A 16,547-nucleotide genomic window follows, 5' to 3' on the forward strand; every position below is an offset into this window, starting at 1 on the left:
TCAGTGTCCTTGGTGCGAGTGGGGAGCAGCAGCGGGAGCAGCAGCGGGAGCATCGGCCGGAGCCGTCGTCGTGGCATTGGCCGGAACGTCAGCGGGCCCGGATGCGGGGAGCGACGGCTGTGGCGGGGCCGCCTGTTGCGCGGGAAGCGCGCCGCCCAGGGCCGCCTGCAGGTCGGCCTGCGCCTGCCAGTAGTCGCGCAGCGCATCCAGATAGCCGTTGACCGCGCCGATCTGGCCACGCGCTTCCACCAGCAGCTCGAACACGCTGGCCAGCATGCCGTTGTAGCGCAGCAGGGTTTCGTCGAGGATGCGCTTGCGCAGCGGCACCACCTCGTCGCGATAGTGGCGGGCCACGTCGTGACGGATCTGGATGCTGGCATAGCGCTCGCGCACGGACGAGCGCGCGGCGATGGCCTGATCGGCCAGCGCACTGGCAGCCTGCATGTAGATTGCCTCGGCCCGCGCGACCCGGGCGCCGCCCCAGTCGAACAGCGGAATTTCCAGCCCGATCTCGTAGCCGGTCTCGCGTGGCTGCCCGGTCTCGGAGGTGTGCTCGTAGCCCAGTTCCAGCACGCTGACAAAGCGTGTCGCCCGGGTCAGCCCCAGCGACCGTGCCGTGCCGTCCAGGCGCAGGCGCCCGGCCTGCAGGTCCAGACGGCCCGCGATGGCGTGCGGTTCCAGCTGTTCGAACTGCGGCCGCTGTGCCGGCAGGTCCGGCAACCGCTCGGGCAGCTGGTACTGGGCAGCGGCGCCCCACAGTCCCATCAGCCGGGTCAGCCGCTCGCGCGCGGCGATGGCCTGCTCACGGGCGCGTGCGGCCGTGGCCGCCGCGTCGGCGTAGAACGCCTGCTCGCGCGCATGGTCCAGTGCGCTCAGGTTGCCGGCGCGGGCCAGCTCGCGCGAGAACAGCGCGCCGGTCTGCGCGGCGTCGCGGACCTGTTCGGCGTAGCGGGCCGACTGCTGCGCCGCGACGGCGGCGATCCACGCCTTGCGGGTATCGAGTGCGTGACGCAGCATGCGGTCGGCCACCAGCAGCCGCGTCTGGGCGAAGCGGCGCGCTTCGATGGGGCCGGCCAGCGGCAGGGTGATCAGGCGCATCAGTCCGATCGAGACGGTGCGTTCGATCTTCAGATCCTCGCCGGCGGTCGTGCGCGCGAAGGTGAACCCGGGGTTCGGCAGCCGCGTGGCCTGGACGTAGTCCGCCTCGGCGATGCCGAGCGCGGCAAAGTCGGCCTGAAGCGCGGGGCTGTTCAGCAGTGCGACCTGCACCGCGGCGTCGGCGTCCAGCGGTACGGCAAGCAGCTCATCCACACGTTGCGCAACCATGGCGCGGTCTTGCTCGCTTCTGGCCCAGACTGCATCCTTGCCCAGCCGCTCGCGCGCGGCGTCGGCGGTGGGGCCGAAGCCGCCATCCGCCGAGAAACTCGCGCAGCCGGAGAGCAGCAGGGCGGCCAGCAAGGGCGACATCCATTGCAGGGTGCGCGTCATGGCTGGCTCCCGCCCGGCGCAGGATGGTGATGATGATGCTCGTGCGCGCCTGCACTGTCCTGCGACGGAAGCGGCCCCGCGCCTGGGCGCCCCTGCTGCTGCGCTTCACGGGGGGCCGGCTGCGGCGGGGAAGCGTGGTCCTGGTGGGCGCCGGCACCGTGCCCCGCATGCCCGTGCTGGCCCTGGTGTCCTTGGTGCCCCTCGTGCCCGCTCGCTTGCGGCCGCTGCGTCGGCGGCCGGTGGCTTTCGTGCCGATGCGAATCGTGCTGCTCCGTTCCCTGCTGCTGCGCCGCATCCTGCTGTGTCCCGTGTCCGTGATGGTCGTGTCGATTGCCAGTGTGGTCGTGCACGGGAACTGGGGGTGGCGCCTGTACCGGAGCAGGCGCTTCGGCGTGATGATGCGGGTGACCCGGCGACGAGGAGGACGCGACCGCGGCATTGCTGTCTCGCCAGCGCGCGACGGGCGCCTGGGTGAATGGCTGGTAGCCCGCGAACGGGGACGGAATCGCGGCGGCCGGAACGCTGGCGTTGGGGTCGAGTGGATCGGCCGTCTGCCCGCTTGCGGGCGACGTGAGCGGAAGCGCCATCAGGATGACGGCGGAAAGACGCGCGCACGACGGCACTGGCCGGCGCGCGGGCGTGGATTGGCGTGGCATGGCGAACTCGTGAAGGCAGGCCGCGCGCATGGATGCGCACCGGCCCGCGGGAATTGCGGACAGGCGGCAGGCGTCAGGGAGTCGTCACGCCACGGTTGGCGGCGTCATGGCCCTGTCGTTGCCGGAGAGATCGACGCGCATTGGGCGCACGTCGGCTGTCAGCAACGCGCGGAGGGCGGGCGAAGCAGCGAGTCGGGAATGGTGTCGGCGAGGGTGCCGAGCGGGGTTTGCGGCAGCATGTGTCGGAACTGGGACAGCGGCAGCGGCGTCGCCGGCGACAGGGCGGCGCTCACGGCGCACGTATCGCACGCCGCGCAGCCCGAGCCGGCTGCATGGTGATGGGTGGCCGCGGAACCGTCGTCGTGGGTCGGGCCTTGCTCCTTCAACGGCACCGCCTTGCCGCCATGCGCGTCATGGCAGGCGCTGCCGGCCTGATGCGCCAGTGCGGCCTCCGCCTCGCTCTTGATGGCGGCGTGCCGGCTCATCATGGGAGCGAGGGGGGCAGGCATCGTTTCCACCGTGCATACCTTGCCGAGCGCCGCCATGGCCCCGGCCGCTGCCTGGCCAGGCAGCGCCAGGATCAGCAAGCTCAGCAGGATCAGGCGGAAGGTGCGGTTCATTGAAGGGAAATCGGTCGCAAGGCAGTGCCGGCGGCGCAACGGCGTGCGGCAAGCCGGCATTGTAACCGGGGAAAAGGCTGCGCGGCGCTGACGCCAGCATGACAATTCTGCAATGTTGGCGCCAACCGCGCGCAAAAGGCGTCGAAACCGCCGGAAAACCCGCAGAATATCGGCTGTGACGGCGCGCGGCATGCAACGCCGCGCCCACCAACCCAACGTTGCCATGCGCATACTGATCGTCGAAGACGAGCCCAAGGCGGGCGCCTACCTGTTGAAAGGCCTGAGCGAGTCGGGTTTCGTGGTGGACCTGGCCACCAACGGCCCGGACGGGCTGGCACACGCGCGCGCGCAGTCCTGGGACCTGATCGTGCTGGACGTGATGCTGCCGGGCCTGGATGGCTGGCAGGTGTTGCGTGAGCTGCGCCGCGAGTCCGATACGCCCGTGCTGTTCCTGACCGCGCGCGACGAGCTCGCGGACCGCCTCAAGGGCCTGGAGCTGGGCGCGGACGACTACCTGGCCAAGCCGTTCGCCTTCGCCGAGCTGGTTGCCCGCATCCGCACCATCCTGCGGCGCGGACCGATGCGCGAAAGCGAGGTGATCGAGGTGGCGGACCTGCAGATCGATACCGTCCGCCGCCGGGCCACGCGCGCGGGCCAGAAGCTGGAACTGACATCGAAGGAGTTCTCGCTGCTGCAACTGCTGGCGCGCCGTCGCGGCGAGGTGCTGTCGCGCTCGCTGATCGCCTCGCAGGTCTGGGACATGAACTTCGACAGCAATACCAACGTGGTCGACGTGTCGATCCGGCGCTTGCGCGCCAAGGTCGACGACCCGTTCGAGCACAAGCTGATCCACACGCGCCGGGGCATGGGCTACGTGCTGGACGAGGCGGCGCCATGAGCGTCGCGGCGGAGGACACACTGGCAGCGGCGGGGCGGCCCGTCGCGACGCAGGCGGCCGGCCGGGCCGTGCGCTGGTTCCAGCGGCTCCTGCCGGCATCGCTGACGGCGCGGATGGCATTGGCCTTCGGCGGCGTCGCCGCGGCCGTGCTGGTCGCGGTGGGCACCTATCTGGCCTGCGCGCTCGCTGCCCAGCTCGAGGAGCGCGACGAGAACGAACTGGTCAGCGAGGTACTGCTGGTACGCCATCTGCTGGCCGAGGTGTCGTCCGAAGCCGAGGTGCGCGCCGGCATGCACCGCTTCACCGATATCGCGATGGGGCACGAAGGGCTGATCCTGCTGGTGCGCTCCCGCGAGGGCGAGCCGCTCGTCACGCTGAATCCGCGCCAGGAACAGGTGCCGCCGCTGCGCGTGCTGCCGGTCGATACCGCGCCGGAGCGGTCGCTGCTTCAGCAATGGCATCCCCGCAATGGCGTGCCGTCCGCCGGCATCGCGGCGCTGGGGCGGCTGGGCGAGACCGATCGTGCGGTCGAGATCGTCGTGCTGCGCGATGCCGGTTATCGCTCGGTGCTGATGAAGGACTACCAGCTGCACATCCTGTGGGCCACGCTCAGCGGCGCGCTGGCTGCCGCCGCGCTCGGCTATCTGCTGGCCCGCCGCGGCCTGCGCAGCCTGCGGCGGATGGCGGGCGAGGCCTCGGCAATCACCACCAGCCGCCTCGCCACCCGGCTCGATGCCGGCCGCGCGCCCACCGAGCTGCGCGACCTGGCCGGGGCCTTCAACGACATGCTGGCGCGGCTGCAGGACAGCTTCTCGCGCCTGTCGTCGTTCTCGGCGGACCTGGCGCACGACTTCCGCACGCCGATCAGCAACCTGATCGGGCAGACCCAGGTGACGCTGGCGCACGCCCGTACCGTGGAGGAATACGAAGCGCTGCTCGAGTCGAATCTGGAGGAGTATGAGCGGCTCTCGCGGATGATCGAGAACATGCTGTTCCTCGCGCGCGCCGATCATGCGCAGGTGGCGATGCAGCTGCGTACGCTCGATGCGCGGGCCGAGCTGGACAAGGTCGCGGAGTACTTCGATGCGGTGGCGGCCGAGCGCGATGTCGGCATCCGGGTCGAGGGGGCGGCGCTGGTGCGGGCCGATCAGACCCTGCTGCGCCGCGCGGTCACCAACCTGCTGGACAATGCGCTGCGTTATGCGCCGCAGGGCAGCACCGTCACGCTGTCGGCCGAGACCCTCGCAGGGGACGCCGTGCTGCGGGTCACCAACGGCGGCGCGGGCATTCCCGCCGAGGCGCTGCCGCATGTGTTCGGGCGCTTCTACCGGGCCGATCCGGCCCGCAGCAATTCCGCTGCCTCGACGGGGCTGGGACTGGCGATCGTGGACAGCATCATGCGGCTGCACGGCGGCAGCGCGTGCGCCGGCAGCGCGGCGGGGCGGACCGTGCTGGAGCTGCGGTTCCCGTCCCGCAGCCGCAGCGGCGGACCACGCGGGCGCCAGCGGCAGGATCAGCCTTCGTAGCGGCGTCCCTGCTCCAGCAATCCGGGGGTGCCGATCACGCCGTTGAGCTGATCGAAGTCCAGCATGTCGCCGCGCATCGGCGCCGTGGTGCCGTGCTCGTGCAGGCTGTCGTAGTAGCGCTTGACCTGTGCGCCGATGAAGCGCACCACGCCGCCCGGGAAGATCACGATGCGAAAGCCCAGCGCCCCCAGCGCGGCGGCATCGCGCACCGGCGTTTGCCCGCCTTCCACCATATTGGCCAGCAGCGGTACCCGGCGGCCAAAGCGTGCGCAGGCGTGCGTCATCTCGGCCTCGCTGCGCAGCGCCTCGATGAAGAGCGCATCCACCCCGCAATCGAGGTACGCCTGTGCGCGCTCCATCGCCGCCTCGAGCCCCTCGACGGCCACCGCGTCGGTACGCGCGAGGATCAGCGTGTCCGCGCTCGCGCGGGCGTCCAGCGCCGCCTTCAGCTTGCCGCACATCTCCCTGGCAGACACCAGCGTCTTGTCACGCAGATGGCCGCAGCGCTTGGGGAAGGTCTGGTCCTCGAGCTGGATCATGGAGGCGCCGGCCCGTTCCAGGCCCCGCACGGTACGGATCACGTTCAGCGCATTGCCGTAACCGGTATCCGCATCGACGATGATCGGTGTATCGACCCGATCCGCGATGCGGGCGACCGTATCCACCGTTTCGGAAGCGGTGGTCAGGCCCACGTCGGAGCGGCCGAGCTGGGTGTAGGCGACCGCGGCGCCCGACAGGTAGACGGCCTCGAAGCCCGCCTGGGTGGCGAGCAGGGCCGTGAAGGCGTCGTAGACGCCCGGGGCCAGCAGCGGGCGCGCTTCGCGCAGTCGTTCGCGCAGGGAGGCCGTCATGGCAGGTCGCAGAAAGGGAAATGCGGGCATTGTAGACCGCGGCATCGCGAGGGAGAGCTCAAAGCCCGCCCAGCAGCCCTTGTTCATCGAGAATCGCATAGGCGATCTCAGGGTGCCGGTCCATGCATCGTCGAATCGCCGCCGGAATGGCCTGCTTCGTCTTCCGGCAAAGCCCGGGCTGATCCTCGACCTCGATGTCGAATCCCCGCACGGTCCGCACTTCGTTCGGACCGGGCTCGATCCGGACGCGGATGCCAAGCTGGGCGCGCATCCGTTCCTGCATGTGACGCAAGTCGGCAAGACTGGCCGTATTCTCCAGCCGCTCGATCAAGCGCTTCTCTTCCTCCCGCGTCAACCGCAGCACGCGAATATCGGCCTGCGGGTCGGCCAGCAGCGCGTCACGGTCGCACACGCAGGCACCGGGCGGGCATTCCTTGCGGATGGGGAAAGGAAGCTGCATGGGTCGGACGACGGATGGCGTTCGGTGGGGGCCGGCGGGCGGTGGAAACACCGGGAATGGCCGATGGACGGCCGGTGCGGCAGAGCCACGATTATAGCGATGGCCGGCGCGGCGGGTAGTCCGAGCGAAGGCGACAGAGGCGGGGCTTGACCTTGTAGCTACTTCAACCTGTGCAATTCCAACATGGATTGATAGACGTTCGGACTCCCCTCTCATGGCAAGACAACTTCCTGACGATCATCGTGGCGCCACCGCAGCCACGCCCGGGACCGCCCGCACAAGCGACGCTTGCTGCTCTGGCTCTGCCTGCGGCGGTGTGTCGGCGCCGATACCGGAACCGCTTCCCCCCAGCCCGGCGCAAGGGTGCTGCAACGGCACGAGCGGGTGCAGCACCGACTCCGCATCTGCGGCGAAGCCCGCGCGTGCCACCGAGCCGCCCGCGGGCAGCCGCAGCGCCCGCTTTCGCATCGCCGCGATGGACTGCCCGACGGAGGAGGCGCTGATCCGCGGCAAGCTGCAAGGCGCGGCGGGCGTGACGGGACTGCAGTTCGACCTGATGCAGCGCGTGCTGACGATCCACCACACGCTGGACGACACGGCCGGGTTCGTCGCCGCCATTGCCGCCGTCGGCATGCGCGCCGAACCGCTGGACGATTCGGCTGAGGGCGATCCCGCCAGCACGAACTGGCTGCCCCAGCCGAGCGCGCCATGGTGGCCGCTTGCAGCCGGCGGTGCGGCCGCGCTGGCGGCGGAAGTGTGCGAGTGGTCGGGCGTGTTGTCGCCATGGTTGCCGGCTGGGCTGGCATTGATGGCGATCGCCATCGCCGGCCTGGGTACCTACCGCAAGGGCTGGATCGCGCTGCGCAACGGCAACCTGAATATCAACGCCCTGATGAGCATTGCCGTCACGGGCGCGGCGCTGATCGGCCACTGGCCGGAGGCGGCGATGGTAATGGTGCTGTTCGCGCTGGCGGAGCGCATCGAGGCGGCATCGCTGGATCGGGCTCGCCATGCGATCCGGGAGCTGATGTCGATGGCGCCCGAGCAGGCGACCATCCTGCAGGACGACGGCAGCTGGCAACCGCAGGCGGCGGCGAGCGTCACCGTCGGTGCGATTGCCCGGCTGCGGCCTGGCGAGCGGGTCGCCCTCGACGGGGAGGTACTGCGCGGCCAGTCCACGCTGGACCAGGCGCCGATCACCGGCGAGAGCGTGCCCGTCGACAAGCAGCCCGGCGACCTGCTCTTCGCCGGTTCCATCAACCATACCGGCGAGCTCGAATACCGGGTGACGGCGCCCGCCTCCGGTTCCACCCTCGCGCGGATCATCGAGGCGGTCCAGTCCGCACAGGCGAGCCGCGCCCCATCGCAGCGCTTCGTCGATCGCTTCGCCCGGATCTATACGCCGGTGGTGCTCGCCATTGCCGTGCTGGTCGCGCTGCTGCCGCCGCTGCTCACGGGCGGCGCGTGGCTGGACTGGGCATACAAGGCACTCGTGCTGCTCGTGATCGCCTGTCCCTGCGCGCTGGTGATCTCCACGCCGGTCACCATCGTCAGCGCGCTGGCGGCCGCGGCCCGGCACGGCATCCTCATCAAGGGGGGCATCTATCTGGAGCAGGGCAGGACGCTACGCTGGCTGGCGCTGGACAAAACCGGCACTATCACCCGAGGCCGTCCGGAACAGACCGGATTCGCCGTGCTGGATCAGGGGCAGGAGCAGCATGGGCAGCTGCGCAGCATTGCCGCCAGCCTTGCCGAGCGGTCCGACCATCCCGTTTCCGCGGCCATCGCCGCAGCCGCCCGCCGCGACGGCGTCTCACTGCAGCCGGTCGAGGCGTTCGAGGCGATCCACGGACGCGGTACCACTGCCCGGGTCGGCACCGGCACCTGGTGGCTGGGCAACCATCGGCTTGTGCACGACATGGGCCTCTGCTCGGAGCCGCTGGAGCAGCGGCTAGAGGCGCTGGAGCGGCAGGGCCGGACGGTGGTGCTGCTGGCAGGCGGAACGCATGACGAGCCGCCCGTGGTTCGCGCGCTCTTCACGGTCGAGGACACCGTGCGCGAAACCAGCCGGCAGGCAATCGCCGAGCTGCACGCGCTCGGCGTGCGCACCCTCATGCTGTCGGGCGACAACCCCCACACCGCGGAAGCCATCGCGGCGCAGGTCGGCATCGACGAGGCGCGCGGCAATCAGTTGCCGGAAGACAAGGCAACTGCCGTGGCCGAACTCGCTGCCGCGCATCCCGGCAAGGTCGCGATGGTGGGCGACGGCATCAACGACGCACCGGCACTGGCCCGGGCCGACATCGGCTTCGCGATGGGGGCGGCGGGGACGGACACGGCGATCGAGACGGCCGATGTCGCGCTGATGGACGACGATCTGCGCAAGATTCCGGCGTTTGTCCGGCTCTCGCGGCGCACGGGCAGCGTGCTTGCCCAGAATATCGCGCTGGCCCTGGGCATCAAGGCCGTATTCCTGGCGCTGACCGTGGCGGGCATGGGCACCATGTGGATGGCGGTGTTCGCCGACATGGGCGCCAGCCTGCTGGTCGTGTTCAACGGGCTGCGCCTGCTGCGCGGGATGGACCGGGCCTAGCGGTCGCGCCCGGACCTGCGAACTCTCGCGTCACACCAACGGTTGACAGCCGGCGTTTCATGCAACATCATAAGTTGCATGAAACGCGATAGCCGCCTGTCCGGCATCCTGCACGTCCTGCTTCACATGGCCGAGCACGATGGTCCGGTGACCTCCGAGGTGCTGGCCAAGGCCATGGACACCAACCCCGTCGTCATTCGCCGAATCATGTCGGGCCTGCGCCAGCAGGGCTATGTGCGCTCGGAGAAGGGGCATGGCGGCGGCTGGTCGCTGGCCTGCGACCTGGGGAGCGTGACGCTGCTCGACATCTATCGGGCGCTGGGCAGCCCACCCCTGCTGGCCATCGGCAATCGCACCGAATCACCTGGCTGCCTGGTGGAGAAGGCGGTCAACAACGCCCTGGACACCGCGTTTCGCGATGCCCAGGCGCTGCTGCTGGCGCGGCTCGGTGAAGTCACCCTGGCTGCGCTGAGCGCCGAATTCCACCAGGGCATGCTGTCCCGCGACGGAGGCCATCAGGGGCACTTCACACTGGAGAAAAGCCATGCGCCATGACGCTATCGTGATCGGCGGCAGCTTCGCCGGTCTCTCGGCCGCCACCTATATCGCGAGGGCGACACGGTCGGTCGCGGTGATCGATGCCGGCGCGCCGCGCAACCGGTTCGCCGAGGCCTCGCACGGATTCCTCGCGCAGGATGGCAACCGGCCTGCGGCCATCCTGGATGCCGCCCGCGCGCAGGTGGCCGCGTATCCGAAGGTCACCATCGTCGCCGGCCGGGCGATCCAGGCGGCAAGAGCGGGTTCGGGCTTTTCGGTCACCTTGCAGGGCGGCGAAGTGCTCGAGAGCGAGCGGCTGGTGCTTGCCTATGGCGTATCGGACGACCTTCCGGCGATCCCGGGCATCGCCGAGCGGTGGGGCAAGAGCGTGCTGCATTGCCCGTATTGCCATGGCTTCGAGTTTGCCGGCCAGCGGCTGGCGGTGCTGGCCACCATGCCGATGTCAGCGCATCACGCCATGCTGATCGCGCAGTGGGGACCCACGACGCTGCTGCTGAACGAGGCGGTCACGCCTGAACAGCACGAGCTCGAAGAGCTGGAGCGCCGGGGGGTGGCCGTCGAAACGGCGCGCGTGGAGGCGCTGGAAGGGGAGGGCACGACCCTGCGCGGTATCCGGCTGGTGGACGGCCGCACCGTGGCGGCGGACGCGATGTTTCTCGGCCCGAGGGTGCGGATGAACAGCGACATTGCGCAGCAGTTGGGCTGCGCAATGGAGGAGGGGCCCGGCGGCCCGATCGTGCGGACCGACGAGTTGAAGATGACGTCGGTGCAGGGTGTGTTCGCCGCCGGCGATATCGCGCGCGGCATGCACAGCGTCACCTTTGCATGCGCCGATGGCGTGATGGCGGGCGTCGCCCTGCATCGATCCCTGGTGTTCTAGCCCGCAATGCGAACAGCCACGGGCGCCCCTTGTGCGCGCGTGGCTGTCATGCCCGCTGTCGTGCTGGCTGTCGGGTCAGTTTGCGGGTTTGGACGCGCCGCTCTTCTTCTGCGTCTTTGCCTCGCCTGGCTGCTTCGCCGCCTTTTCGGCCGGAGCCAGGTCGGTGCGGGTGCTCTGGTTGGTGCCCTGCGTGTACGGGTCGAACTTGTCGCCCGACTTTGCACCCTGCGAATACGGATCGAACTTCTCCCCGGCACGGGCGCCCTGGGAATACGGATCGAACTGCTGCTTGCCCTGGGTCTGCGCGGATACCGTCATCGAGCCCAACATGGCTGCGATTGCGGTGGCGAATGCGGTCGCTGCGATCTTCTTCATGCGGGTCTCTCCTTACGGATTGGAAGGTGGTCAATCGGAGTGCGGCGGCGCCGTCTCGCCAACCAGTGTCGCCAACCGGGATTTCCCTTGTCAAGCTTCGTCAGCGGCGTCGTGCCGGCGCCACAGACGACAACGGGCCCCCGAAGGGGCCCGTATCGTGACCCGCAGGGCACGCTTTCCTGGCGTTACTCCGTCACCGCGTCCGAGGGGTGCTTCCACGCCTCGCGCACTTCCGACGACGGCGCCAGCGCCAGGTTGATGCCACGCTCGCCGATGGGCTGCTGGAACCAGCGCTTCTGCAGCGCCAGGATATCCGGGCCGCTGTAGACCTTGGCCAGGGTCCGGTCCACCAGTTGTTTCCATGCCGGATCGGCTTTCGACATCATCAGCGCGTTCTGTTCGACCGACAGCGCCGGGCCGACGATGACGAAGTCGGCCGGGTTCTTCGCCCGGGCGCGCAGGCCAGCCAGCAGTACGTCATCCATCACGAAGGCCTGGGCGCGTCCGGTTTCCAGCAGCAGGAAGGACTCGCCATGATCCTTGGCATAGACATCGTTGAAGCCGTGCTGGCTCTTGAGCCGGCGCACATGGCGGTCGCCCGTCGAGCCGGCGCTGGTCACCACTGTCTTGTTGCGCAGGTCCTCGAAGCTGCGGATGCCCGAATCGGCCCGCACCAGCATCCGCACGGTCGACACGTAATGCGAGACGCTGAAGGCCACCTGTTTCTGCCGCTCGAGCGTATTGGTGTTGGGGGCGCAGTCCAGATCGACCAGCCCGTTGTTGACCGCAGGGATGCGATTCTGCGGCGTTAGCGGCATCCAGCGCACCTTGATGTCCTTCAGCCCCAGCGCTTCCTTGGCGGCGTGCGCGGCACGCAGGCACAGGTCGACGGCGTAGCCCGCTGGCTGCGCCCGGTTGTCGGCGAAAGAGAAAGGCAAGGCCGATTCTCGGTAGCCCAGCACGATGGTGCCGGTCTCGCGAATCTTGTCGAGGACGGGTCCGTGCAGCTCCGCGGCCTGCTGCGCATGCGCGGCGGCGGGAGCCAGGGCGATACCGGTGAGCAAACCGACGGCGCCAAGCAGGGCGCGAAGGGAGCGGGCAGAAAGGCGAACAGCAGGCAGCATGAGTGGTGACGGGTCGACAGATTTCGAGGCGCCTAGGGTAATCCCTGACTCTGCCGGCGGGAAGAACATTGTTGTCATAAGCAAATTCCGCCGGATCCGAACCGCGCTCCTTCCTGCTCCTTCCTGCTCCTTCCCGCTTGCACCCGCTCCCTCCCGACTCCCTGCACCGATCCGGACTGCGCCTCGCCGGTCCTGGTGCATCGTCGGCCAAGGATGCACCAGCACCCCGCCGGTTCCCGGCTCCGCGACGGGGAAAACGCCCATACCGCAATGGCATGCGCATTGCATACCATCGAAGTGAAACCTGACCGTTTGGTCAGGATTTTTCGCCGAGGGGTCCCATGTCGCAACACATTGTCCTCACCTCGCATGCACGCAGGGATCGCCCTGCCGAGCCGATCCAGTGGGGAGCGCCGACCGCCGCGGAACGCGGCCCGGTGATCGCGACGCTGACCAACCCGTCGCATCGCAACGTGATAGGAACGCACGGCGGCGCCTACACCCTGTATCGGGCGCTGGCGGTCGCCGCCGGGAAGCTGCAACGGGACCATCGCGCCGACCTGACCGATACCGCGCCCGCGGAAACCATCGGCCCGCAGCCGCAGTGGAGCGAGCCGGACCGCATCGTCTCGCTCGATCCCTGGGGCCATCTGGTGTCGACAGCCTTCGCCGACCGCATTGCCGCGGGCTTCGACATCCGCCCCACCATTGCCGTGACGCGCGCGCATATCAACATGCCGGAATTGAGCGCCGCCATCGCGGCCGGCCGGCTGGTGCCCGACGGCGACATCCTCAATGCACAAGGCGATGTGCGGGTGACCAAGGCCGCCGTCGACCCGGTCTGGTACCTGCCAGGCATCGCCGCGCGCTTCGGCGTGCGCGAGGCCGCGCTGCGCCGCTGCCTGTTCGAGCAGACCGCCGGCATGTTCCCCGAGCTGGTCACGCGCAATGACCTCAAGGTATTCCTGCCCCCCATTGGCGGCATGACGCTGTACTTCTTCGGCGATATCGCCAGGCTTGGCGAGCCGGCAACGCGCGTGGCCTGTCGCGTGCATGACGAATGCAACGGCTCGGACGTCTTCGGCTCCGACATCTGCACCTGCCGGCCCTACCTGGCACATGGCATCGAAGTCTGCATCGAGATGGCGCAGCAGGGCGGCGTCGGCCTGGTGATCTACAACCGCAAGGAAGGCCGGGCCCTGGGCGAGGTCACCAAGTTCCTGGTCTACAACGCCCGCAAGCGGCAGGTGGGAGGCGACCGTGCGGAAACCTATTTCGCCCGCACCGAGTGTGTTGCCGGCGTCCAGGACATGCGCTTCCAGGAGCTGATGCCCGACGTGTTTCACTGGCTGGGCATCCGCCGCATCGATCGCTGGGCGTCGATGAGCAATATGAAACACGGGGCGCTGACCGCCCAGGGCATCGAGGTCGTGGAGCAGGTGCCGATCCCCGACGACCTGATCCCGGCTGACGCGCGCGTCGAAATCGACGCCAAGGTCGCGGCCGGCTATTTCACGCATTTCACGCCGCCCGACGCCGCCGAACTGGCGGTGGCCAAGGGCAGAGGATTGAACGAATGACCGAGCGAAAGACCGGCCTCGCGGCCGGGCAGAATTCCGATGGCACTGACGCCAGGCGCGCAGGCTGGGCCCTGTGGGTCAGCGCCGAGCACCCGGCCTCCGACCTGCTGACGGCCGCCGCCGTGCGCTCGCGCAGCACCGCAGTCACCGAATTCGTCGCGGCGGGAGAATCGCCGTGGTTCAGCTGGCACCCCGAGCGCATCGCCGCGATCGCCGACTATGTGGTCGCCACCATGCGGCAGCGCTACCGCGGCCTGGATGTGCCGTATCACAGCCGCTGGCGGCATTTCGAGAGCGGCGGGGGCGGCGACAAGCTGGACCGCTGGGCCACGCTGTGCGAGCGGGCCGCCCTGGGCGGGGACGATCAACGCGAGGAGCGAGCGCGCATTGGCATCGATCTGACCATTCCGAGCGTGCTCCTCGATGCGGGCGCCGGCGCGGCGTGGCGGTACCGGGACGGCTTCACCGATCTGATGCTGACCCGCTCCGAAGGTCTGGGGGTGGCGAGCTTCGACCTGTTTGCACGCGGCGGCTTTTCGTCGACGCCGGGTGAGCCGCTGCGCGCGGACGCCGAGCGGCTGGCACAGCTCGATCCGTCCACGCTGGCGACCGCCTTCCAGGTGGCGCAGCACAACCCGCTGGTCGGCGTCGAGGGCCGCGCGACGCTGTTGCGGCGGCTCGGGCAGGTGGCGGCCGGCACGCCGGCGGTATTCGGCACGCCGGCCCGCCTGGGAAACCTGTTCGACTACCTGAAGGACCACGCCGAGGACGGGCGCATCGAAGCGTCATTCCTGCTGCGTACGCTGCTGGTGGCCCTCGGTCCCGTATGGCCCGGGCGCATCGAATGGCAGGGCGTGCCGCTGGGTGACTGCTGGCCGCACCCCGCCAGTCCGGACGGATACGTGCCATTCCACAAGCTGACCCAATGGCTGGCGTACTCGCTGCTGGAGCCGCTGGAGGACGGAGGGCTGGAAGTGACCGGTCTGCATGCGCTGACGGGGCTGCCGGAATACCGCAACGGCGGCCTGCTCTACGACTTCGAATTGATGGTGCCGCGCGACCCGCAGTTCGCCAGCCACAGCCACCAGGTGGACGAGCCCGCGATCGTCGAGTGGCGCGCCATGACGGTGGTGGGGCTGGACCGCGTGGCGCAGGCGGTGCGAGAGGCCCTTGGCATGGACGAACGCACGCTGCCGCTGGCGCGTGTACTCGAAGGCGGAACGTGGGCGGCAGGGCGCCGGATCGCGGCCAGCCGGCGCGAAGGCGGCACGCCGCCCTTCGCCATCGACAGCGACGGCACGGTGTTCTGAGCGCGGCGGCGCGCTGCGCCGCCGCTTGCCTGCGTTTCCTTGCAACTGGATCGATTCGAAGCCGATTCCCCTCCCGGTTCTGCCTGTCGAGCGGTGCCGAGAGGTTTCCCCCCGCGATATCATCGTCTGGCAAGGAGCGCGACCATGACCGAACTCAGCGCCGAGCACGGCGCCATTGCATCGCTCCCGGCTCCCGTGCTGGTGGTGGACCATCCGCTGGTGCAGCACAAGGTCACGCTGGCCCGCAATGAGGACACCACCACGGACAACTTTCGCCGCCTGGTCAAGGAAATCAGCCAGCTGCTGACGTACGAGGCCACCCGCGACCTGGCGATGGAGACCGTGTCGATCCGCACGCCAATCGCGCAAATGCAGTCGCCGATGCTGTCGGGCAAGAAGCTGTGCCTCGTGTCGATCCTGCGGGCCGGCAATGGTTTTCTCGACGGCATGCTGGAGCTGCTGCCCGCGGCGCGCGTGGGTCATATCGGCCTGTACCGCGACCCGGACACGCTGGAGCCGATCGAGTACTACTTCAAGATGCCGGACGACGTCCACGAGCGCCTCGTCATCGTGGTCGATCCCATGCTGGCGACGGGAAACTCGGCGGTCGCGGCGCTGAACCGCCTCAAGGAAGCGGGCGTGACCGCCCTCAAGTACGTCTGCCTGATTGCCTCGCGCCCGGGTTTGCGCGCCTTGCAGAACGCGCATCCCGAAGTGTGCATCGTCACCGCGGCGATCGACGAGGAGCTGGACGAGCACGGCTATATCGTGCCCGGTCTCGGCGATGCGGGGGACCGGCTCTATGGCACGCGCTGACGCCGCGGTCCCGCTCGCAGCCGGCCGGGCCCGCGCCGCTGTCGCCACGCAGGGCGCGGCCACCCCGGCCGCGCGGCCCCGCTCGGCGCGGGCAGCGCCGGTTGGCCGTATCCGCCCGCAGAACGAGACGCGCATCCTGCGCGCCGCGGAAGCCGTGTTCGCGCGCGCTGGTTTCAGCGGCGCCACCATGGCGGAAATCGCCTTGCGCGCCGGCATCCCGAAATCGAATCTGCATTACTACTTCGGCACCAAGCACGCGCTGTATCAGGCTGTGCTGGCCCACATCCTTGGCCTGTGGCTGGTGCAGACCGACGTCATCAGCGCGGACCGCGCGCCTGCCGACGCCCTGGAACAATACATCCGCGCCAAGATGCGGCTCTCGGCGCTGTACCCGGATGCCTCGCGCGTCTTCGCCAACGAACTGCTGCACGGGGCGCCGCGGATCGCCGACGTGCTGCGCGAACCGTTGCGCGCGCTGGTCGAACACAAGGCCACCGTGATCCGCGGCTGGATCGCCTCGGGGCAGATGGCGGAGCTCGATCCCAGCCATCTGTTCTTCACCATCTGGGCGGCCACGCAGACCTACGCCGATTTCGAAGCGCAGATCTGCGCGGTCCTCGGTGTCGAGCACCTGTCCGCCAGCGACTTCGATCGCGCGACCGAACAGCTGGTGGCGCTGGTATTGCGCGGCTGCGGCGTGGCGTTGCGCAAGTAGCGCGACGGGCAGGCAGGTACGCCGCGGACCCTGGCGCTCGGCGCCGCCGTTCTTCTCCCCTCGCCCGCCTTGCGGGAGAGGGGCCGGGGCAGAGGGC

The 16,547-nt window shown here is 69.2% G+C and carries 15 protein-coding genes; 9 read left to right on the forward strand and 6 right to left on the reverse strand.

Annotated features, from left to right (window positions below; translation table 11 throughout):
- Positions 1-1,488 (reverse strand): TolC family protein, encoded by a 1,488-nt coding sequence (locus tag K6V06_RS12625; RefSeq protein ID WP_222243881.1) that lies wholly within the window; start codon positions 1,486-1,488, stop codon positions 1-3.
- Positions 1,489-2,302: 814 nt separating this feature from the next.
- Positions 2,303-2,764 carry a hypothetical protein gene (locus K6V06_RS12630; RefSeq protein WP_222243883.1) on the reverse strand — a complete coding sequence of 154 codons (462 nt, stop codon included), beginning with the start codon at positions 2,762-2,764 and terminating at the stop codon, positions 2,303-2,305.
- A 223-nt stretch (positions 2,765-2,987) separates the two neighbouring features.
- Between K6V06_RS12630 and K6V06_RS12635 the strand changes: the two genes are divergently transcribed.
- A complete protein-coding gene (locus K6V06_RS12635; RefSeq protein WP_222243884.1) occupies positions 2,988-3,662 on the forward strand; it encodes a heavy metal response regulator transcription factor in 675 nt (224 codons plus the stop codon).
- 113 nt (positions 3,663-3,775) lie between these two features.
- Positions 3,776-5,188, forward strand: coding sequence for a heavy metal sensor histidine kinase (locus tag K6V06_RS12640; RefSeq protein ID WP_255581825.1), 1,413 nt, complete (start codon positions 3,776-3,778; stop codon positions 5,186-5,188).
- Here K6V06_RS12640 and K6V06_RS12645 read toward each other — a convergent pair.
- Positions 5,176-6,039, reverse strand: a complete 864-nt coding sequence (locus K6V06_RS12645) for an oxaloacetate decarboxylase (protein WP_222243886.1) — start codon at positions 6,037-6,039, stop codon at positions 5,176-5,178. The two genes, K6V06_RS12640 and K6V06_RS12645, sit on opposite strands and share 13 nt — an antisense overlap.
- A gap of 58 nt (positions 6,040-6,097) precedes the next feature.
- A complete protein-coding gene (locus K6V06_RS12650; RefSeq protein ID WP_222243887.1) occupies positions 6,098-6,499 on the reverse strand; it encodes a hypothetical protein in 402 nt (133 codons plus the stop codon).
- A 214-nt stretch (positions 6,500-6,713) separates the two neighbouring features.
- Between K6V06_RS12650 and K6V06_RS12655 the strand changes: the two genes are divergently transcribed.
- The 3 genes from K6V06_RS12655 to K6V06_RS12665 all read left to right on the forward strand — a co-directional run bounded on the left by K6V06_RS12655 (position 6,714) and on the right by K6V06_RS12665 (position 10,530).
- On the forward strand, positions 6,714-9,092 hold the full coding sequence (locus K6V06_RS12655) for a heavy metal translocating P-type ATPase (RefSeq protein WP_222243888.1): 2,379 nt from the start codon (positions 6,714-6,716) through the stop codon (positions 9,090-9,092).
- 78 nt (positions 9,093-9,170) lie between these two features.
- Complete coding sequence (locus K6V06_RS12660) at positions 9,171-9,647, forward strand: Rrf2 family transcriptional regulator (protein WP_222243889.1); 477 nt, start codon at positions 9,171-9,173, stop codon at positions 9,645-9,647.
- The gene (locus K6V06_RS12665) at positions 9,637-10,530 is read left to right on the forward strand and encodes an NAD(P)/FAD-dependent oxidoreductase (protein WP_222243890.1); all 894 of its coding nucleotides are present in this window, start codon (positions 9,637-9,639) and stop codon (positions 10,528-10,530) included. Before K6V06_RS12660 ends, K6V06_RS12665 begins: the two co-directional genes overlap by 11 nt.
- 75 nt (positions 10,531-10,605) lie before the next feature.
- Here the strand turns inward: K6V06_RS12665 and K6V06_RS12670 are convergent, their stop codons facing one another.
- Positions 10,606-10,905 carry an amino acid ABC transporter permease gene (locus tag K6V06_RS12670; protein WP_222243892.1) on the reverse strand — a complete coding sequence of 100 codons (300 nt, stop codon included), beginning with the start codon at positions 10,903-10,905 and terminating at the stop codon, positions 10,606-10,608.
- Between the two features lie 185 nt (positions 10,906-11,090).
- Positions 11,091-12,029 carry an amino acid ABC transporter substrate-binding protein gene (locus K6V06_RS12675; protein ID WP_222243894.1) on the reverse strand — a complete coding sequence of 313 codons (939 nt, stop codon included), beginning with the start codon at positions 12,027-12,029 and terminating at the stop codon, positions 11,091-11,093.
- A 341-nt stretch (positions 12,030-12,370) separates the two neighbouring features.
- Between K6V06_RS12675 and K6V06_RS12680 the strand changes: the two genes are divergently transcribed.
- From K6V06_RS12680 to K6V06_RS12695, 4 genes are all read left to right on the forward strand, one after another.
- Entirely contained in the window at positions 12,371-13,609 is a 1,239-nt protein-coding gene (locus tag K6V06_RS12680; RefSeq protein WP_222243896.1) for a GTP cyclohydrolase II, read from the forward strand.
- Complete coding sequence (locus tag K6V06_RS12685) at positions 13,606-14,919, forward strand: URC4/urg3 family protein (protein ID WP_222243898.1); 1,314 nt, start codon at positions 13,606-13,608, stop codon at positions 14,917-14,919. The genes K6V06_RS12680 and K6V06_RS12685 overlap by 4 nt, the downstream gene beginning before the upstream one ends.
- A gap of 144 nt (positions 14,920-15,063) precedes the next feature.
- Entirely contained in the window at positions 15,064-15,735 is a 672-nt protein-coding gene (gene upp, locus K6V06_RS12690; RefSeq protein WP_222243899.1) for a uracil phosphoribosyltransferase, read from the forward strand.
- The gene (locus tag K6V06_RS12695) at positions 15,722-16,450 is read left to right on the forward strand and encodes a TetR/AcrR family transcriptional regulator (RefSeq protein WP_222243900.1); all 729 of its coding nucleotides are present in this window, start codon (positions 15,722-15,724) and stop codon (positions 16,448-16,450) included. Before upp ends, K6V06_RS12695 begins: the two co-directional genes overlap by 14 nt.
- Positions 16,451-16,547 lie beyond the last annotated feature (97 nt).

Source organism: Cupriavidus sp. AU9028 (assembly GCF_019795295.1).
GTDB lineage: Bacteria > Pseudomonadota > Gammaproteobacteria > Burkholderiales > Burkholderiaceae > Cupriavidus.